This is a genomic window from Agrobacterium sp. 16-172Ci, assembly GCF_053522725.1.
Map to the genome: position 1 here is coordinate 47,864 of NZ_JBNWBW010000003.1, position 19,983 is coordinate 67,846.

A 19,983-nucleotide genomic window follows, 5' to 3' on the forward strand; every position below is an offset into this window, starting at 1 on the left:
CGTTTGCGAAGAGGCAAACCTCGGGAAAAGTGCGGATATGGAGGCAGCCAGGGCGCAGGAAGACACGGACCCGCAGTAGCGGCGCATTTTTCAGGCCGGATGCAATGGATGCGACAGGTCGCGGCGCAGCCGAATCCGGTTCGCCGCCGCCCGCCTTATTCCTTGTCGTCGAGCATTTCGCGAACGGCGATGGCGAGCTGCTTGAGCGAGAAGGGTTTGGGCAGGAAACCGAACTTGGCGTCGGCCGGCAGGTTCTTTGCGAAAGCATCCTCGGCATACCCCGAAACGAAGATGAATTTCAGGTCCGGATAGGACTTTCGCAGTTCCCTCAGCAGCGACGGACCGTCCATTTCCGGCATCACGACGTCGGAAACGACGATGTCGACCTTGCCTTCCAGTTCCTCCATCACCTCCAGGGCTTCGGTGCCGGACCCGGCCTCGTGCACGGTGTAGCCTCTGGTTTCCAGCATGCGCTTGCCGCCGCGCCGCACCGCTTCCTCGTCCTCCACCAGAAGCACGACGGCGGATTTGCCGGTGAGATCCAACGGCTCTTCCTTCACCGGCTCGGCTGCGATGACCGGAGCAAGCGCGGCCTCGCCGGACTGCCCGTTGCCCTGAACGGCCTCCACCACATGGCGCGGCAGGTAGATGCGGAAGGCGGTTCCCTTGCCAACTTCCGATTCGGGATAGATATAACCGCCCGACTGCTTGACGATGCCATAGACCATCGACAGGCCAAGGCCGGTGCCCTTGCCGACTTCCTTGGTGGTGAAGAAGGGCTCGAAAATCTTGTCCATGATCTCCGGCGGAATACCCGTGCCATTATCGGCGACTTCCACCATCACCATGTCCTCGGCCGGGAATTCCGGACGGCCAAGCGCTGCGATTTCTTTCGCGTCGACGTTGCGCGTCCTGATGGTGATCTTGCCGCCGTCGGGCATGGCGTCGCGTGCATTGACGCAGAGATTGATGAGCACCTGCTCGAATTGCGACAGATCCGTCTTCACCGGCCACAGATCGCGGCCGTAATCGACCTCCAGCTTGACATTGGTGCCGGAAATAAGCCTGTCCACCAGCATGCGCAGATCGCCGATCACATCCGTCAGGTTGAGGATGGCCGGACGCATGGTCTGCTTGCGCGAGAACGCCAGAAGCTGGCGTACCAGCACGGCCGCGCGGTTGGCGTTGCGCTTGATCTCCATGAGATCGGCGAAGCTCGGATCGGCAGGCCGCGCCTGTAGCAGAAGATGGTCCGACGACAGCAGGATGGCGGTCAACACGTTGTTGAAATCGTGGGCGATGCCGCCCGCCAGCGTGCCAACGGCATTCATCTTCTGCGTCTGCGCCATCTGGGTCTCGAGCGCCTTCTGCTCGGTCACTTCTATGGCATAAACGATAGCCACCTCTTCCGGCGCTTCATCGTCCTGATCGATGACGGCGTTGACGTAGAAACGGAAATGCCGGCCCTCGTCGCTCGGATGGCGGGAATCGAAGGGCGCGATATCGCCCTGACGGTCCTTGGCTTCGGCCAGCGCCTGTTCGAGCCGCGGCTTCTCATTATCATGGATGACAGTCTCAAGCGCCACGCCGCGATCGATATCGTCGCGACCGACGACGCCGGAGAACAATTTCAGGAACGGCGCGTTGATCCGCAGGATGCGGCCTTCGCCGTCGAGCGAGGCAATCGCCATCGGCGTGTTGTTGAAAAAGCGGGTGAAACGCATGGCGGAGGAGGATTCCGTATCCTCCTGCCCCTTTGGGCGCATCAGGACGATGGTGCGGCTCTCGCCGGGCGCGCCATCTTTCGAGGTGACCTGATGCACGAGGCGGGCCGGCATGCTCTGGCCGTTCACCCGTCGCATGTCGAGATCGAGGATTTCAGTGCGCTTCGCCGTGCCCTGCGGGTGCACCGATTCGATCAGCGCCATGCCCTCGCCGGCGACGATATCGGAAACGGTCATAGAACCGGGTGAGAACTGCGCCAGATCGATGCCGAGCCATTCCGACAGGGTAGCGTTCAGATAAACGATCTCGCCCTTGCGCCCGGCGGAAAAGAAACCGGCCGGGGCGTGATCGAGGTAATCGATGGCATTCTGCAATTCGCGGAAGAAGCGCTCCTGATCCTCGCGCTCCGGTGTGATGTCGGCGATCTGGAAGACGTGCAGCCCCTCGCCGCCCGCATCCTTCAGCACCCGGCCCTTCAGCCTGTACCAGTGCGGGCCGGCATTGGAATCCTCACCCAGCGGCTTCAGCAGCCGGAACTCTTCGTAACCGTCGCGGCCTTCGCGCAGCACGTTGATGAGCCGGTAAAGCGCTTCGGTCGATTCCCGGCTGCGCGACAGGAGCGTTTCGAGACTCTGGATATCGCTCGCCTTGGTGGTGCCGCTCATCCGGCAATAGGTGGCATTGGCATAGACCATATGCCCCTTGGCGTCGGTGATCAGCGTGCCTTCGGGATGGGCCGAGAGAAAGCGGCGGGCAAGCCCGTCGGATTGCGACTGCGGCATGACCTCGATGAAGCCGATGATCGACGATACCAGAAAGAAGATGCCCATCATGGCCAGCACGCCGAGAATGCCGAGCACGATTTCGTTTTCGAGCGAATCCTTGAAATAGACGAAGGCGGCAGCGGCGGCGATCAGAACCAGCGCCAGAAGCAGAATGCGCAGGACCGTGCCGGAACGGGCGCGCCTGTCCACCAGCGGAAGGTCGTTGTCGCTTGTCTCGCGCACCCGTGTCATCTTGGCCTCGCAGTCGTGCAGGTCGTCATTCGGTCAGCCCCATTTCCCTGACGGAATCGGGCAGTAAAATTTCTTGTAGCAACTCGCTTGACCGGCAAAAAGCTCCGCCAGGACACAAAGGCTTAAAAACGCACAGCGAAAACGGCCTGAAAGGTGTATAAAAGCCGTAAAAGACTACGGCCTTGTACAGGTAAGCTCCTTCACCTGACATTGAATGCGCGGCGCGGAACAGACGATCTTGCCGTCAGCGACAGTGCAAACCGAGCATCCGTCCGTGAAGTCGACGCAGGAAGGATTGTCGCGCACGAACTCCGCCATGGTCGCGGCGTTGTCCGGCACCTTGTCTTCGGCCCAGGCCATCGAATACGGAAACGCGAAAAACGGTGGCAACAGCAAAACGACACGCATCAAATGCCGTGCGGAGCAGCCGTTCATGCGCAATGACTGGAACATTCCGGAACGCTCCTTCGGCAAAAGAATTGCAACTTTCACTGTCTTTCAGCATTGAAGGACGAGATATGGCGCTTTGGTGGCGTCGTTACGGTTGAGGCGGCAATCCTGTGGGGCGAAATGAATAAACCTTGTATCGCGCCCAAAAAAATCGTCTTTTCCTGCTTGACGTTCACTTTATAAGAACCACGGCAATATTAATTGCCCAAGAAACGAAAAAGCCAAAAAATCTGAAGGGATGATCTCCATGATGGAAGATTTTATCGGCGCTTATGGAAACCGTCTCATCGTCGCCGTCGTCGGTGTGGGTGTGGCCCTGCTTGTTCTGGCGATTGCGCTGTGGCTTCTGCGCAGGCGCAGCGGTTCTGCCCCTTTCATCCGCGGCGGGCGCAACCGGCAGCCGCGCCTGCAGGTTCTCGATGCAACGGCCGTGGACGCACGCCGCCGTCTGGTGCTGGTGCGCCGTGACAATGTCGAGCATCTCGTCATGATCGGCGGCCCAACGGATATCGTCATCGAAAGCGGTATAGGCGCGATCCCCATTGTCAGGGACGTGCAGGAGCCGGAATTGAAGGCGCTGCCGCGCCAGGAAAGCGAGCAGAAGCGAGCCGAGCCGGCGATCCAGCAGGAACGTCGCCCCGCCCTGCCGCAACAGCAGCCCGTTGCAGCTGCGGCTCCCGTTTCCGTGCCTGAAGAACCCGTGAAGCAAGCACAGCGGCCGGAGCCGCCGGCACCTGTGGCGTCCCCGCGTCCAGCACCCATTGCGGCGGCCGCCGCTCAGGTTCCGCCACGCCCATCGACCCCGCCGCAACCCGTACCCACGCCTTCTACGGCGCGCGAAACCGCGCCGCCGACAAGACAGGCGGCACCCGAGCGGGAGACAGCGCGCCCCACGCCACCGCCAATACCGGTTGCAGCGGCTCCGGTCGCTGCCGTCTTGCCCATGGCGGCGGCATCGCTCGACATGGCGGCGGCGCGAACGGAACCCAGGCGTGCCGAGCCCGTCGTGCCAGCTCCGGCACCGGTCGCACCGCCGATCCCTGCACAGGCGCCCATAGAGGCAAAGGCGGAAGAACGGACTGCGGAATTCGCTCCGCCGGTCTTTGCCGCGCGCGAGCCGGTGATCGACCAATCCATCGCCGCCGATTTTCTCGACGCCGCACGGGAGCGCGTCCTTCCCGACCTGAAGCCGGGACAAACAACGCCGCCCGCACCTTTCCCGCCCAAGCCTGAAAATCCGGCTGTGGCTTCGAACGACGCCGAGCCGAAATTTTCCGACGAGCTCGCCAGTGATTTCGAAAGCTTCCTTGAGGCGGAGATCGCCAAGAGCAAGGAGGCGGATAACGAACCGTCCATCGCCCCTGTCGCGGAAAAGCAGATCAAGCCGCAGCCAGCTTCCCCGCCTGTCACCGGCGCTTCACCGGATGGAGACATGCAGAAGGAAATGGCGCGTATTTTCGGAGAGCTTTCCGTGACCCGCGACCGCTGACGCGCGCGGGTCTTCCGACCAGAAATTCGAAATAGAAAAAGGGCACGGAAGCGATTTCCGTGCCCTTATTATTTGTCATGCGATTTGCCGACCTGCCGGCCGCAGCGCCTTATTCGTCGCGATAGACTTTTTCGCGACGCTCGTGACGCTCCTGCGCCTCGATGGAGAGCGTTGCAATCGGGCGGGCGTCCAGACGCTTGAGGCCGATAGGCTCGCCCGTTTCCTCACAGTAACCGTAAGTACCGTCTTCGATCCGCTGAAGAGCCGCATCGATCTTGGAAATCAGCTTGCGCTGACGGTCGCGGGCGCGAAGTTCGATCGCCCGGTCCGTTTCGGAAGAAGCCCGATCGGCGAGATCGGGGTGGTTAGCGCTTTCTTCGGCGAGATGTCCGAGGGTCTCGCGCGCTTCTCTCAGGATGTCATTTTTCCAGGCGACCAGCTTCGCGCGGAAGTAAGCCCGCTGGCTGGCATTCATGAACTCATCGTCTTCCGAGAGCACATATTTGCTAAGATCGATCTTCTCACTCAACGCGATTCTCCTCGAAGAACATCTCAATGCGGCGGTGTATACTCCAATGATAGTGGCCGATTCAAGTCTGCAGATCAGTTTTCAGGCATTTTTAAAACTGACACAAAAATCATCTAAATGACTAATTTTTATCCTTTATTCGTATTGAAGCGAACTCTTCTTCAATCACTTCAACGCGACTTACCAACAGGAAAGAGGACTTGCGGTCCTGCAACCCTATCCTGTAGCATTCAACCCATGCCCTGACATTCGAACGCCGGTCCCCGCCCTTGACAGCATCTTCCCCGAGCCGAGTTTATCTTCTGCGCCACGCCAAGGCTGCCTGGGCGGCGCCGGGAGAACGGGATTTCGACCGGGGATTGAACGAAGCGGGTTTTGCCGAGGCGGAGGTCATCGCCGACCTTGCCGCCGACCGGCATTACCGCCCCGATCTGCTTCTGTCATCCACGGCTGCGCGTTGCCGGCAGACCACGCAGGCCTGGCAGCGGGCGTTCAACGAAGGCATAGACATCTTCTACGTCGATGAAATGTATAATGCGCGCAGCGAAACCTACCTCTCCCTCATCGCCGCGCAGGCGCAGGCGCAATCGGTGATGCTGGTGGGCCACAACCCCACCATGGAGGCGACGCTGGAAGCGATGATCGGCGAAGATTTGCTGCATGCCGCCCTGCCCTCGGGTTTTCCGACATCGGGCCTTGCGGTTCTCGACCATGATGACAGCGCCGCAAACGGTAAAAACAGCTGGCGGCTGGTCGATTTTCTCGCGCCGGGCAAATAATCGCTGCGGCCCTTCCTACGAATTTTGCAAAGCCGCCCTGCTGAAAATCCGCTGGAGCGCTTCTTTTTTGGGCAGCCATACCTTCCTATATTGCAGCCGTGACCGTTAAACACAGCCAGGAAACTGCCATTGCCGCCTTCTCTTACGTCCCTGACAGACAGCGCGCTTATCGCATTCGATAATCTGGCCGACCGTGCGAGCAACCTCACCCACCCGACATTGCGGCTTGGCGTCACCGGCCTTTCGCGGGCGGGCAAGACGGTTTTCATCTCTTCCCTCGTCCACAATCTCCTGAACGGCGGCCGGCTGCCGCTGTTCGAGGCGATGCGGTCCGGACGTGTCTCGAATGTGCGGCTGGAGCCGCAGCCGGATGACGCCATTCCGCGTTTTCAATATGAGGATCATATTCAGGCGCTGGTGCGCGACCGGCTGTGGCCGGATTCGACACGGGCGATCTCGGAACTCAGGATAACGCTGGATTATCAGAGCGCCAGCGGCTGGGGCCGATGGTTTTCGGCCGGCAAGCTCTCCATCGATATTGTCGATTATCCCGGCGAATGGCTGCTCGACCTGCCGCTTCTGTCGCAGGACTATAAACAGTTCAGCGACGCGACCGTCGCCCTTGCCGGAAGCGGCATCCGCGCCGAACTGGCGCAGGAATGGCTGGCGATCGCCTCTTCGCTCGACATCAACGCACCGGCCGAGGAGATGACGGCTCGACGTCTGGCCGAAAGTTTCGCAGCCTATCTGAAGGCCTGTAAATCCGATGAAAGATCGCTTTCCACCCTGCCGCCCGGCCGCTTTCTGATGCCCGGCGATCTGGAAGGATCGCCCGCGCTGACCTTCGCACCGCTTCCCGGCCTGACGGACGAGAAAGCGCCGAAAGGCTCGCTGCGCGCCATGATGGAACGGCGCTATGACGCCTACAAGTCGATTGTGGTCAAACCCTTCTTCCGCGAGCATTTCGCCCGCCTTGACCGGCAGATCGTTCTGATCGACACGTTGCAGGCGGTCAATCGCGGCCCTGAAGCCGTGCAGGATTTGGAGCGGGCGCTGGGCGACGTGCTTGCCTGTTTCCGCCCCGGCACCAACAGTCTGCTGTCGTCGCTGATCGGCCGGCGTATCGACAAGGTGCTGATCGCCGCCACCAAAGCCGATCACCTGCACCACGAAAGCCACGACCGGCTGGAGCGCCTGACCCGCCGTCTGGTGGACCGCGCCATCACCACCATCGGCATGAATGGCGCCGGCATCGAGGTCATGGCGCTCGCTTCCGTGCGCGCCACCAGAGAGGCGAGCGTGCGACAGGATGGCCACGAGCTGCCCGTTATCGTCGGCACGCCCATGGCCGGTGAAACCATCAATGGCGAGACCTTCGACGGCAATCGCAAGACGGCGATCTTTCCCGGCGATCTGCCCGAGGATCCGGAACCGCTTTTCCGCAGCATCGACAGGGATGGCGACAAGGCGTCGCTGCCGGACGTCAATGTCGTGCGCTTCCGCCCGCCGAATATAGACGAGCCGGGCGGCGGCATCCGCCTTTCCGTTCCCCATATCAGGCTCGACCGCGCCATGCAGTTCCTGTTCGGAGACAAGCTCGCATGAAGCTTCCCACACAAAACGATCCGCAGGCGCGCCGTCCGGCCGCTTTCACGCTTGAAACCGAAGAGACGGCACGACCGTCCGCCGCACAGAAACGCGCGCCGCGCAGCTTCGACGCCGAGATTTCGCTGACGCCCGACGAGGACGATCCGTTTCTGGCGCCTGAAGAGATCGATGCCGCCGCGCTGCCGGTGGCGTCTCCGAAGAAAAGCCGCTTCTCCTTCGGCAAGCTTGCGCTCGGCGCGCTTGGCGTCCTGTTCTCGCTCGCCTTTGGGCTCTGGGCGGATCAGCTCATCCGCAACCTGTTCTCCCGTTCCGACTGGCTGGGTTACACGGCCACTACCGCTCTTATTGTGGCGCTTTTCGCCGTTCTCGTTCTCGTCGGCCGGGAAGTCTTCGGCATCATGCGGCTTAACGCCGTGCAATCCTTGAAGGCTGATGCCGAGACGGCGAGCCTCGACAAGAGCCCGAAACCCGCGCGCGCCATCGTCACCCGCCTGAATGCCGTTCTCTCCCACCGGGCCGAAACGGCCAAGGGGCGTGCGGCGCTGAAGGAAACGGAAAACGATGTGATCGACGGCCCGCATCTGATCGAGCTTGCCGAACGTGAGTTGCTCGTTCCGCTCGACAGGCAGGCCCGCGCCCTCATTCTCAATTCGTCCAAGCGAGTCTCTGTCGTCACCGCCGTCAGCCCGCGCGCGGTGGTCGATCTCGCTTATGTGTTGTTTGAAGTGACGCGGCTGGTGCGCGCCATGGCGGAGCTTTATGGCGGCCGTCCCGGCACACTCGGCATGCTGAAGCTGCTGCGCGATGTCGTCGCCCATCTTGCCGTCACGGGCTCGATCGCCGTTGGCGACGGGCTCGCCCAACAGGTTCTCGGCCACGGTCTTGCCTCGAAACTCTCGGCACGACTCGGCGAAGGCGTCATCAACGGCCTGATGACGGCCCGAATCGGCATTGCCGCGATGGATCTGTGCCGTCCGCTGCCGTTCCGGGCGGTGAAGCGGCCGGGGATCGGCGATTTCATGTCCGATCTCACACCCGATTTAAGCGGTGGAAAAACCGGTGAAAAAGCCTGATTGCCCGGGCTTGGGCGGTTCAAAAGGTTACGAACGAAGCCGCAAATGAGGGCGAAATAAACCAAGCATTAACCATTCCGCCGGTAGATTGCAGCCTATCGAACAGGCATCTTCGCCGGGGAAAGTATCATGTATTCGCGCTTCTTTTCGCTTGTGGGCGGACTTGCCGCCATATTGTCCGTCAGCGGCGGTTTCGGCATGTCTGACGTCCATGCCGCATCACGTGATCGCGACGACGTGTTCTTCCGCTCCGTGGCCGGTGTGTGGAAAGGCCCGGGCGAAATCGTCGCCGGCAAATACAAGGGCACGAAGTTCACCTGCGATCTGACGGGCGAGCCGCTCGACGACAAGCAGACCGGCATCAAGCTCGGCGGCACCTGCCGCGTCGGCGTCTTCAGCCAGCCCATGTCCGCCGTCATCAGCCAGAAGGGCAACTCTTACGAGGGCAAATTCCTCGACGGTGCTGAAGGCAAGGGACTGGACATCACCTCCGGACAGGTCAGCGGCGACAAGGTCGTCGTCGGCATCAACCGCGCCAAGCTCAACGGTGCAATGGTCGCGCGCGTCTCGAACGACAATTCGATGAACATTACCATTTCGGTCAAGGTCGCCGACCAGATGATCCCGGTCATCGGCGTGACGCTGGCGCGCGATATCGACCAGCTCGCCGTCGGTTCGATCAAGCCGTAAAAGCCATACTCTTCTCAGCCATCGCCAAGCGGGAGCGTCCACCACTCCCGTTTTTCGTTTGCGCTGACAATGCCCGTCTTGTCCGCCTGCTGAAGCCATTCCCGCACGGGCTTGCCTTTTACCTCAAGGTCGGGCGCGATATCGGCAAGCGGTATCAGCACGAAAGCGCGCTCCGTCATGCGCGGATGCGGCACCTCGATGCTTTCCGTTACGAGAGATTCATTCCCATAGGTCAGCACATCGATATCGATGGTGCGCGGCCCCCAGCGCTCCGTGCGCACCCGCTTCATGCCCTTTTCAATGTCGAGGCATAATTGCAGCAGCGCAGGCGCTGAAAGCGAGGTTTCGACCACAGCACAGCAATTGAAAAAATCCGCCTGATCCGTCTTACCCCAGGGCGGCGTGCGGTAAAGGTCGGACACGGCCAGAAGGCGGCAATCGTCACGCGCATCGAGTTCGCGGAGAGCCCTCGCCATGGCGGCGGCAGGATCGCCGATATTGCCGCCGAGCCCCAAGGCGGCGACGGTCATCTTGTCAGGCACGATGTTCAACGCTCACCTGCGCATAATCGAGAATGCCGGGAACCGGCGCCGAGGGTTTGCGTACCGTTATCCTGAGCCAGACGATCTGCGGATAACGGGCGCGAAGCGCCTTGGCGATGTCGTTCGCCAGCGCCTCGATGAGATAACGGCGTTGGCCGACGACGATTTTTTCGATGACGGCGAAAGCCACGCCATAATCAACGGTGTTTTCGATATCGTCGGTTTCCAGCGCATCACCCGCCTCGACTTCCATCTCGGCATCGACGAAAAAGCGCTGGCCTAGCACCTCCTCCTGCTCGAGAAGGCCATGACGGGCGAAAAAAGAACAGTTTTTCAGGATGATGGTATAGCGGCTCATCGCATCGCCTCCATGGCAGGACTGTTTCGCCAGAAAGCCGCGCCACATTCCGGACACGGCATTCGGGCACTCGTTGACTTACGCATCGGCCTTTGCCGACGTTTTGGCAAGAACCGCATCGGCGATTGCCAGCGCATCGCGGGTCGCGGCGACATTGTGCACGCGAAAAATCGAAGCGCCGGCAAGCCGCAGTATCGCGGTTGTCGCAGCCGTTCCGATATCCCGTTCAAGGGCCGCATCCCGGCCCGTCAGCGACCCGATGAAACGCTTGCGCGACGTACCGGCCAGAACCGGCAGGCCGAAGGCGGCAAGTTCGCCGAAACGCGCCATCAGCGCGACATTTTCGCTCTCGTCCTTGGCGAAACCGAAACCGGGATCGAGCACGACGGCGTCACGGGCAATACCCGCATCCTCGGCGATCTCAAGCGAGCGATTGAGGAATACGAACTGGTCGGCGATGACATCGGCAAGCTTCTGCCGGTCGCGGCCGGTATGCATGATGCATACGCCGGCGCGGGTGGCGGCGACCACACCGGCCATTTCCGCGTCCTTCTGCAGGCCGAAGACATCATTGACGATATGTGCGCCTGCCCCGACCGCCAGCCGCGCTGTCGAGGCGCGATAGGTATCGACGGAAATCAGCACATCCGTCTCGCGGCGCAATTTTTCGATGACGGGAAGCACCCGGTCCTGTTCTTCGGCTTCCGTCACCGCGGCCGCTCCCGGCCGGGTGGATTCGCCGCCGATATCGATGATGTCAGCGCCCTCTTCCACACAGGTCAGCGCATGGGAAAAAGCCGCATCGACGGCGAGATAACGGCCGCCATCGGAAAAGGAATCGGGCGTTGCATTGACGATGGCCATAATACGGCCACGCCCATCAAGTTTCAGGGAGCGGCCATGGGCCGCTTGCCACGCGTTGCTGCCGGCTGTTATCACGTAACACGCGCCTTTCGGGAATAACGGAGTGTTATGCCAATTCTTATAAGTTCCGCTCCGCCTATGCAGCAAACCTTTTTCAAGTTCAACCGGAAGGCCGGGTCATGACCAAATCATCACGTGCTCTTTGCGCCGCTTTAGCGGCCGCGGTGGCACTTTCCCTACCCGGATCGGCTTTTTCCGAAACCATCGTCCGCAAGACCTATTCCTATTTTTCGATCAGCGGCAAAACCGCCGCTGACCTTGACCAGCAGCTTTCCAGGCACGGCCCGCTGACGCGCAATACCGGTGCGCGCCATCCAGGCGCCACCGAAATCAAATTCGGCGGCGAGCTCACCTATGTCGAGAAAAACGGCCTTTGCAGCGTCGGAACGGCCAAAGTGGTGCTGAATACCCGCATTCTCCTGCCGCAATGGAAAAACCGCCGCCGCACCACGGCGGAACTGGCCTTCATCTGGGATACGCTGCTTGCCGATATCAAGCGCCACGAGGAGCGCCACGCGGAAATCGCACGCACCCACGCCCGCTCGCTTGAAAGACAGCTGACGTCGCTTCGCCCGCAGAAAGGCTGCGAGACGCTGCAGGAAATGGTCGGCAAGATCACCCAGACGGTGATGGACGAGCATGACAAGGACCAGATGCGCTTCGATGTGGTGGAATCGAAAAATTTCGATGCCCGCATGACACGGCTTTTGAAAAACCGGCTCGAGCAGGGCCAGAACCGCCGCTGAGCGGTCTTATACCCCATCTCATTCCCTTAACATCAAGCGCGGACATGACGTTACGTCATGTCCGATATCACCCGTGAATTCTCGTGATGGTGCCGTCGCCAAGACTCATTGTACGTTCTTCGTACGGTATCGGACCATTCGGCCAAGCGGCTTGAGGGCTCCAGCCGTCTCCGGTTCTCCCGGTGCGCACTTGAGGGCTCGCAGGTGTTTCCTCCCTCGCCTGCATGCTGCGTACCCGCCTCGCCCCGCTCCCCGCTACCAGGTGAGCGGGGCTTTTTCTGCGTTTAGCAATGACGAAAGATGTCAGCCCTGACGTTCGGGAACATGAACGACGAGACCATCGAGCTCGTCGTTCATCTTGATCTGACAGGAAAGGCGCGAGGTGGGGCGCACGTCAAAGGCGAAGTCCAGCATATCTTCTTCCATCGGTTCCGGGCCGCCGACGCGCTCGGCCCAGGCGTCGTCGACATAGACATGACAGGTCGCACAGGCACAGGCGCCGCCGCATTCCGCATCGATGCCGGGAATGGAGTTGCGCACCGCATTCTCCATGACGGTGGAGCCATTGCTCACGTCGAGTTCATGGGGCGTGCCATCAAAGGCAACGATGGTCAGTTTTGTCATGCCGGAAATCCAAAATGTGATCTAAGAACTGTTCTAAACACATAGAAAGGCCGGTCCGCCTTGGCAACCCGCTTCAAGGGCGCACAGACGCAACCGGCCTTGCAAAATGCCAAATTTGATATGTTGCGCCTCAGCGGCAGAGCTTGAGGATGAAATTTTCGGCCTCGACGATGGTCGCCGCGAGTTTTGCGATCGCCGCGCTGTCATTGCCCTTATCCTCCACCACGGCTGCGGCCGCGGAGACGGCCGAGGCGCCGACGGCCTGCGCAGACCCCTTCAAACGATGGGCCGTCGCCATGACAGCCTTGTCGTCGGCGCCTGCCATTTCATGCAGAGCGGCGCGGGCGTTGCGGCTGAAGAGTTGCAGCACTTCGATCTCCAGATCCTTGTCGCCCATCGTCTGCCGGGCGAGATGATCGAAATCGATCGGTTTTTTACCGGCGGCGGGCGCACCGCCGCAATTGTCGGGAGCTTCGAAAGCAATACTGACCGCTGCCATGGCTGAAATTCCTGTCTCGCCGTTTCCTGTTTCGTGTCACATCTGTGTCGTATTCACGCATCCGGGCCGCTGCTATCGGCTTAAATTACGGCGTGACGCAGGCGAAAATCTTCTGCTATGGTTAATTTATGTTAAACTTATGCGAAACAAGGCGTTCAGCGTGAAACTCAGGTTTAAAAACTGTTAAAAAGCCGACACTTCGCCACCGCCGCAAATCCGCATTAATTGTTTCGAACACCTAAATGTGTCACTACGGTACTGCCGTTCCCACGAGGCTTAAGCTCAAGCTTTGTTATTGCGGCACAGTGATGTAATTTCGCCCGAAAGCTGGACCACCAGCAATTCGGGATTTGGTAAATGGCGGAATTGTTCTCTCTTCAAGGGATAATGTTCCGCTGGCATGATGGCGGCAGTCCGCTTGCGGAACGCAAGTGGTCAACGGCATGAAGCCGGGCGTATGTGTAACGAGGCGTAACCGCATGGCGAATAACAAGATCAGCGACTCTGTCGACGAGACTGCATTTCAGGCGTTGGAAGATGCCCTGCAGCTTGGTGCTTTCGAAGAAAAGCCGGAGACGCGGAAAACTGCAGCGCCGAAGCAGCCGGAGGCCAGATTGAAGGAAGCAAGCAGACAGACCCCTGCTCCCGAGGCCGCCCGCGCGCCTGCCGAACAGACGCCCAGATCGCCCAATCTCGAAGCGGCCAATGACGGCTCCAAGCGCAGCCCGGCCATGATCCTGAAATCGCTGGAAGGCGGCTCCATCGGCGGCGCGCTGCGCAACGCCACGATCATGTCGGTCATCTGGGCGCTCGGCGGTCTTGGCATCGCACATCTTCTTTATGGCAACGCGCTGTGGAACATCGGATCGGTCGCCGATCTCACCGCGATCCCCGGCCTGATGGCGATCGTCGTCGGCATCCTCGTTCCCATCATGCTGTTCTTCGCCTTTGCGATCATGATGGCGCGCGCCCGCGATCTGCGCAACGCCGCCCGCTCCATGGCCGAAGTCGCCCTTCGCCTTGCCGAGCCGGAAACGGTCGCGTCCGACCGCATCATGTCCGTGGGCCAGGCGGTTCGCCGTGAAGTCTCGGCCATGAATGACGGTATCGAGCGCACAATCGCCCGCGCGACGGAACTCGAAACCCTCGTGCATTCCGAAGTCAACGCGCTTGAACGCAGCTATGCCGACAACGAACTGCGCGTGCGCAGCCTCGTGCAGGAACTGACCGCCGAGCGAGACGCCATCGTCAATCACGCCGAGCGTATCCGCTCCTCCATCGTCGGCGCGCAGGAACAGATCAAGGAAGAGCTTTCCATCGTCGGTGAAGAGCTTTCGATGCGGATCGCCACCACCGGCGAGGCTTTCGCCTCGATGATCGACACCCGCTCGGCCGCGCTTTTGGAAAAATCGCGCGCCTCGACCGAAGCGATGGGCAGCCTGATCGCCGCCAAGACCGAAAACCTGCTTCAGGCGCTGAATTCCTCCGGCGCGACGCTGTCCAACGAATTCGACATGCGCCTGCACAACCTCACCTCGACGCTGGATGAGCGCGGTGAAGTCCTGCTCGAGCGTTTCGCAATCCATGCCTCGACGCTGGATAGCGGTGCGGAAAGCCTCAACAGCGCGCTTGAAGAGCGCACCCGCCAGCTCAACGAGACGCTGTCCACGCGCACGCTCGAACTCAACCGCAATATCGACCGCGGCCAGCAGATCATCGGCGGTTCGCTGGATACCGTTCTCGACAAGCTGTCCACGACGCTTGAGGAAAAGGGTCTCTCCTTCCGCCAGAGCCTGCAGAGCACGGCGGACGATGCGATCATGGATCTCGACCTTCGCTCCGGCCTCTACGAAGAGCGGATGCAGGCGACGGTCGGCCAGGTCAACTCTGCCTTCGACGAGCATGTCGCGCAGTTCGCCAGCGCCTTCGACCAGCGCGCCGGCAGCCTTGACAGCAAGCTGATGGAAAGCCTCGCCCGCATCAACGAAACCGTTGCCGGCGGCTCCGAAGCGCTCGACACCATGCTGAGCGCCGGTCTGGAACGCATCGGCACCACCATGACCGATCAATCGCTGGCGCTCGCAACCGCGCTTGGCACGGGTCAGGAAATGCTGGAAAGCGCCCTTGAAAGCCGGACACAGGCCTTCAGCGACGCAATCGGCCAGCGTACCGCCGAAATCACCGATGCCTTCACCAGTTCGCACGAGAGGATCGACGCCGTGCTGGCCGAACGCAGCAATGCCCTGTTCGGCGCGCTTTCGGCCAGCCAGAACCGTTTCGACGAAGCGCTCGCCAGCCGTTCGATGGCGATTACCGGCTCCGTCTCCGGCACGGCCGAACGTCTCGCAGCCATGCTCGACGAACGCGCCGCCGCGATCAACAGCGTCGTCGCCGATGTCGAGCGCCGTCTTGCCGAAACGCTCGAAACCCGGGCAGCGGCCATCACCGGCGCGGTTTCCGGCATCGAGGACCGCATTTCCGACACGCTGGAAAGCCGCACGGCCGCCCTGCACGACGTCGTCTCCGGCGCGGAGAGCCGTATTGCCGATACTCTTGACGGCCGCACGGCCGCGCTTTCCAGCGCCATTTCCGGCGTCGAGGAACGCATCGCCGACACGATGGACAGCCGCACGCTGTCGCTCGACATGACCTTTGCCAATGTCGAGGAAAGACTTTCCGAGACGCTCGACAACCGCACCTCTGCCCTCACCGGCATTGTCGCAAGTGCTGAGGAAAAGATTGCCGGCGCGCTCGACAGCCGCACGGCCACCTTCGGAGACGTGGTCGCCGGTGCTGAAACCCGCATCGCGGAAACGCTGGATGGCCGCACCGCAGCCCTCAACGCCGTGGTCTCCGGTGCCGAAGAACGCATCGCCGATGCGCTCGACAGCCGTACCATGGCGCTCGACATGGCATTCTCCGGCGCGGAAGAAAAAATCGCCGAAGCGCTCGACACCCGCACCGCAGCCCTTGGCGAGCTGGTTGCCGGCGCCGAGACCCGTATTGCCGGGGCGCTCGACAGCCGAACCGAGTCGCTGAAGACCGTCGTTTCCGGCGCGGAAGAGCGGATCACCGATGTGCTCGACAGCCGCACCATGGCGCTCGATATGAGCTTCTCCAGTGTCGAGGAAAAGATCGCCGATATTCTCGACGGTCGCACCACAGCGCTGCAGAATGCCGTTTCCGGTGTCGAAGACCGCATTGCCGGCGCGCTTGACAGCCGTACTGCGGCACTCTCGGGCATCGTCTCCGGTGCGGAGGAGCGCATCGCAGACGCGCTCGACAGCCGCACCATGGCGCTCGACATGGCGATTTCCGGCGTCGAGGACCGTATTGCCGAGGCTATGGATGCCAGAGCATCGTCGCTTTCGCTTGCGGCGGCCGGCGTCGGCCAGCGTCTTGAAGCCACCGCATTCACGCTTGAAAACGCGCTTGCCAGCGGCCATGAGCGGCTCGAAACCATGCTCGGTTCGCAGGCTGAACGCATTGCCGGATCGCTGGAGCGCAATAGCGGCCTGATCGAGCAGAGCGTCTCGGGTGCGGCCAACCGCATCGAAAGCGTCGTTGAAGACGGCAGCACCCGTTTTGCCCAGACGGTGGAAGAAGGTGTGTCCCGCCTCGAAAGCAATCTGTCGCAATCGCATGAGGATATTCGCACCGCGCTCGATCAGCGCCAGGCGGATCTTGCCGCGACGCTCAGCTCCGCCACGACCCAGATGGGCGACATGCTCTCCGAACAGGCGATGATGATCGGCACCACGGTCGCCTCCAGCGCCAGCATGCTCGAACTGTCGCTCGAAACCCAGCAGGAAGCGCTGCAGAAGGCGATCGACGGCAGTGCGCAGACGCTGGAAGAGCGCCTGCGCAACAGCGCCGGCGACATCGCCGTCAAGATCGGCGAAGCTGCCCGCGAAATCGGCGGTGCGACGGATGCCCTGTCCTCGAAAATCGAGACCTCCATCGGCAATGTCACCACCCGTCTCGACGAGACCGGCGCCCGTATCGAGACCTCGCTCGATACGTTGCAGGCACGCGTCGGCGGCGATCTGGCCAATGTGAACACCTCGATCGAGGACGCCGGCCGCCGCTTTGCCGAAGCGCTGGAAGACAAGACGGCCGTGTTCGCCCGCGCCAGCGACGAGGCGGCCGAGCGTATCACGGGCATTCTGGACGAACAGACCACGCGTGTCGCAGACACGTTCGAAAACCGGACCAACCGTCTGGCAGAAACCTTCGATACCGGCACGGCCCGTATCGATGAACGCCTCGGCACCATGGACCGGGCGTTGACCATCGGTCTTGAAAACGTCAACCGCACCATTGAAGGCAAGGCGAGCGATCTCGCCGTCAGCCTGCGCGGCGCGGTCACCTCCGCCACCCAGAGCATCGGCGAAGAAGCCGTGCGCTCCACCTCCCTTCTCGCCAAGTCCGGTTCGGAATTCGCAGAACAGGTGCAGGCGCAGAACGAGGCCTTCACCAAGGCCATCGAGGAACGCTCCGGCGAGATCGTCAACCGCATTTCGGATGCGCAGACCCGTCTCTCCGGTCAGGCCGCCGCCGTCGCCCAGACCTTCTCCGAGGCCGGCAACATCATCGTCAACAAGGTTGCCGAGGCTGAAGCCGTCGTTCGCTCTCAGGTCGGCGTCATTTCCGAGACGCTCACCAGTGTCGAATCCGCCCTCGACGCCCGCGGCGAATCCATCCGCTCGGCGCTGGACAGCCGCACCCGCGAACTCAACTCGATGCTGGCCAGCCGCTCCGCCGAGCTTTCGCGCCTGATCGAGGAGAAAGCCAAGCCTGTCGTCGACGAATACGCCACCATCGGCCGCGAAGCCGCCGAAAAGATCGTTTCCGCAGCCCAGCAGAGCGCAGACCTTCTCTCGCAGAGCAACAGCGGCATGGTCGGCATGGTGGAACAGGCGATCAGCGATTATGCCGCTGCCGGAACGGATGCGGCAAGCAAGCTCGTCGCCGCCACCCGCCAGAGCACCGACATGCTGTCCGAAACGCATACGGCCATGGCGGACGCCGTCGAACAGGGCATCGACAAATATGCCCGCGCCGGCAGCGATGCAGCCAACAAGCTGGTGGCCGCCACCCGCCAGAGCACGGATATGCTGTCGCAGACCCATAACAGCATGGCGGAGATCGTCGAACAGTCGGCAACCAACTTCAACTCCGCTGTCGAGCGCGCCGCACAGGGCTTCGGCGCGGCAGACGAGGCATTGAACGCCTCGGCGACGCGCTTCTCCGAATCCGCCTCGCAGGCCGCCGACATGGTGTCCAGCTCCAGCCGTCTGCTCGAAGGAAAGATCGACCGCCTGTCGAATATTTCCGGCCAGACGCTGGCGCAGGTTGCCGGCATCGTCGGCCGTTTCGAGGAACATTCGAAGGTGCTGAGCCAGGCTTCCGAGCTCCTCAATGCCGCACAGTCGAGCCTCGTCGGCACTCTGGAAGAGCGCCAGGACGCGCTGCGCAGCCTGTCGGTCGGCCTCGTCAAGCGTTCCGAGGAAATCGAAAGCGCCATGCGCAACGTCATCGGCGTGGTGGAAACCACGCTCAACGAGGCCGAGGAGCGCTCGCAGAACGTCGCCGGCAATCTGCGCGACAATCTGCAGGCCTCCTTCTCCGATATCGGCCGTTCGCTTGATGAGACCGAACAGCGCGCCCGCTCGGCAGCACAGACCATGCGGGGCGCCCTGCTGTCGGCCGGTCAGGATGCCAGCCGCTCCATTGAAAGCACGTTGTCCGACGCGCAGAAATATTCCGACGAGCTGGTCAACCGCCTGCGTGGCGGTGTCGAATCCTCGCTTTCGGAAGTGGACAATCTTCTCGGCAGCGCCTCGGAAAAATCGAATGCCGCCGCAGCCAGCCTCAAGGAGACGCTGCGTCAGGCCGTCGAGGAGGCCGTGAGCCGCTTTGCCGGTGCGACGGACGAGATCCGCCGCTCGAGCCACGATATCCGCCGCGAACTGGATGCGACCCGTGCGGAACTGAAGCGCGGCGCCTTCGACCTGCCGGAAGAAGCCAAGGAAAGCGCTGCCGCCATGCGTCGCGCCGTTTCCGAACAGATCAAGGCCCTGCAGGATATTTCCCAGCTCGTTGGTCGTTCGACCCACCAAATGGAAGTCTCCGAACCGGTTGCCCGCGCCATCGCCGCAACCCAGCCGGCGGCCGAGCGCCGTGTCGAGACACGTCCGCAGCCGGCAGCTCCGGTTCAGCAGCAGCGCCCGGCCCAGCCGCAGCCTGCTCCCGCACCGGCCGCATTGCGCGGTACCCTGCCGCTTGAGAACCGTCAGGTCGAGAACCGTCAGGCGCCTGCCCCGGCTCAGCCGGGTGCTCCGGCCGGACGCCGCGAAGAAGGCGGCGGCTGGATCAGCGATTTGCTGCGCGGCGCATCGCAGGAAACGCCAGCGGCATCCGCACCACGCGCCGGCGCGGAACAGCAGCCGACCCGTGCGGCCGACACCCGCAATCCGCGCCACATGGTGGAATCGCTGAACTCGCTTTCGGTCGACATCGCCCGCGCCATCGATCACGACGCCTCCGTGGAGTTGTGGCGGCGCTACCAGCGCGGCGAGCGCGACGTCTTCACCCGTCGCCTCTATACGCTGAAGGGTCAGACCACCTTCGACGAAATCAAGCGCAAATATGAGCGGGAAGCGGAATTCCGCACCGCCGTGGACCGCTACATCACCGATTTTGAGAAGCTGCTTGCCGACGTGGCCCGCACCGACCGCGACCGGACCGTGACACAGTCCTACCTCACCTCCGATACCGGCAAGGTCTATACGATGCTTGCCCATGCGGCGGGCCGGTTCAACTGAGCCGAGTGACGCTGAAATGACAAAACCCCGGTCAAGACCGGGGTTTTTCTTTTGGCTCTGCTCGCTGTTTCATCGCTCCTCGAAGACAGCGAACTGAGCGGGTG

15 protein-coding genes are annotated in these 19,983 nt (G+C 61.7%); 8 read left to right on the forward strand and 7 right to left on the reverse strand.

Annotated features, from left to right (window positions below):
- Nucleotides 1-155 precede the first annotated feature (155 nt).
- On the reverse strand, nt 156-2,741 hold the full coding sequence (gene cckA / locus ACQZ40_RS04965) for a cell cycle histidine kinase CckA (protein WP_448747518.1): 2,586 nt from the start codon (nt 2,739-2,741) through the stop codon (nt 156-158).
- A gap of 214 nt (nt 2,742-2,955) precedes the next feature.
- Here cckA and ACQZ40_RS04970 point away from each other — a divergent pair, with 214 nt between their 5' ends.
- Both ACQZ40_RS04970 and ACQZ40_RS04975 read left to right on the forward strand, forming a co-directional pair.
- Nucleotides 2,956-3,249, forward strand: a complete 294-nt coding sequence (locus ACQZ40_RS04970) for a hypothetical protein (RefSeq protein ID WP_448747519.1) — start codon at nt 2,956-2,958, stop codon at nt 3,247-3,249.
- Nucleotides 3,250-3,429: 180 nt separating this feature from the next.
- Complete coding sequence (locus ACQZ40_RS04975; RefSeq protein WP_448747520.1) at nt 3,430-4,680, forward strand: flagellar biosynthetic protein FliO; 1,251 nt, start codon at nt 3,430-3,432, stop codon at nt 4,678-4,680.
- Between the two features lie 109 nt (nt 4,681-4,789).
- Here the strand turns inward: ACQZ40_RS04975 and dksA are convergent, their stop codons facing one another.
- Nucleotides 4,790-5,209, reverse strand: a complete 420-nt coding sequence (gene dksA, locus ACQZ40_RS04980; protein WP_003496274.1) for an RNA polymerase-binding protein DksA — start codon at nt 5,207-5,209, stop codon at nt 4,790-4,792.
- 302 nt (nt 5,210-5,511) lie between these two features.
- On the opposite strand from dksA, the gene ACQZ40_RS04985 reads away from it, so the two are divergent.
- The 4 genes from ACQZ40_RS04985 (at nt 5,512) to ACQZ40_RS05000 (ending at nt 9,359) form a co-directional block, all read left to right on the forward strand.
- The gene (locus ACQZ40_RS04985) at nt 5,512-5,988 is read left to right on the forward strand and encodes a SixA phosphatase family protein (protein ID WP_059753198.1); all 477 of its coding nucleotides are present in this window, start codon (nt 5,512-5,514) and stop codon (nt 5,986-5,988) included.
- Between the two features lie 129 nt (nt 5,989-6,117).
- The gene (locus tag ACQZ40_RS04990) at nt 6,118-7,593 is read left to right on the forward strand and encodes a YcjX family protein (protein ID WP_448747521.1); all 1,476 of its coding nucleotides are present in this window, start codon (nt 6,118-6,120) and stop codon (nt 7,591-7,593) included.
- Nucleotides 7,590-8,669, forward strand: coding sequence for a YcjF family protein (locus tag ACQZ40_RS04995; RefSeq protein WP_020810822.1), 1,080 nt, complete (start codon nt 7,590-7,592; stop codon nt 8,667-8,669). The genes ACQZ40_RS04990 and ACQZ40_RS04995 overlap by 4 nt, the downstream gene beginning before the upstream one ends.
- A gap of 129 nt (nt 8,670-8,798) precedes the next feature.
- Nucleotides 8,799-9,359, forward strand: a complete 561-nt coding sequence (locus tag ACQZ40_RS05000) for a hypothetical protein (protein WP_003521427.1) — start codon at nt 8,799-8,801, stop codon at nt 9,357-9,359.
- Nucleotides 9,360-9,373: 14 nt separating this feature from the next.
- Here the strand turns inward: ACQZ40_RS05000 and folK are convergent, their stop codons facing one another.
- The 3 genes from folK to folP all read right to left on the reverse strand — a co-directional run bounded on the left by folK (nt 9,374) and on the right by folP (nt 11,123).
- Nucleotides 9,374-9,889: a 2-amino-4-hydroxy-6-hydroxymethyldihydropteridine diphosphokinase gene (folK, locus tag ACQZ40_RS05005; protein ID WP_448747601.1), complete on the reverse strand. Its 516-nt coding sequence runs from the start codon at nt 9,887-9,889 to the stop codon at nt 9,374-9,376.
- Between the two features lie 4 nt (nt 9,890-9,893).
- On the reverse strand, nt 9,894-10,259 hold the full coding sequence (gene folB, locus ACQZ40_RS05010) for a dihydroneopterin aldolase (protein WP_003502532.1): 366 nt from the start codon (nt 10,257-10,259) through the stop codon (nt 9,894-9,896).
- Between the two features lie 78 nt (nt 10,260-10,337).
- Complete coding sequence (gene folP, locus ACQZ40_RS05015; RefSeq protein ID WP_220318441.1) at nt 10,338-11,123, reverse strand: dihydropteroate synthase; 786 nt, start codon at nt 11,121-11,123, stop codon at nt 10,338-10,340.
- Nucleotides 11,124-11,302: 179 nt separating this feature from the next.
- Here folP and ACQZ40_RS05020 point away from each other — a divergent pair, with 179 nt between their 5' ends.
- The gene (locus tag ACQZ40_RS05020; protein WP_448747522.1) at nt 11,303-11,929 is read left to right on the forward strand and encodes a DUF922 domain-containing Zn-dependent protease; all 627 of its coding nucleotides are present in this window, start codon (nt 11,303-11,305) and stop codon (nt 11,927-11,929) included.
- A gap of 303 nt (nt 11,930-12,232) precedes the next feature.
- On the opposite strand, the gene ACQZ40_RS05025 is transcribed toward ACQZ40_RS05020, so the two are convergent.
- The gene (locus ACQZ40_RS05025) at nt 12,233-12,553 is read right to left on the reverse strand and encodes a 2Fe-2S iron-sulfur cluster-binding protein (RefSeq protein WP_003502527.1); all 321 of its coding nucleotides are present in this window, start codon (nt 12,551-12,553) and stop codon (nt 12,233-12,235) included.
- A gap of 130 nt (nt 12,554-12,683) precedes the next feature.
- Nucleotides 12,684-13,052: an Hpt domain-containing protein gene (locus ACQZ40_RS05030; protein WP_020810827.1), complete on the reverse strand. Its 369-nt coding sequence runs from the start codon at nt 13,050-13,052 to the stop codon at nt 12,684-12,686.
- A 479-nt stretch (nt 13,053-13,531) separates the two neighbouring features.
- Here ACQZ40_RS05030 and ACQZ40_RS05035 point away from each other — a divergent pair, with 479 nt between their 5' ends.
- Nucleotides 13,532-19,879, forward strand: coding sequence for an apolipoprotein A-IV repeat region-like domain-containing protein (locus ACQZ40_RS05035; protein WP_448747523.1), 6,348 nt, complete (start codon nt 13,532-13,534; stop codon nt 19,877-19,879).
- The last annotated feature ends 104 nt before the right edge of the window (nt 19,880-19,983 follow it).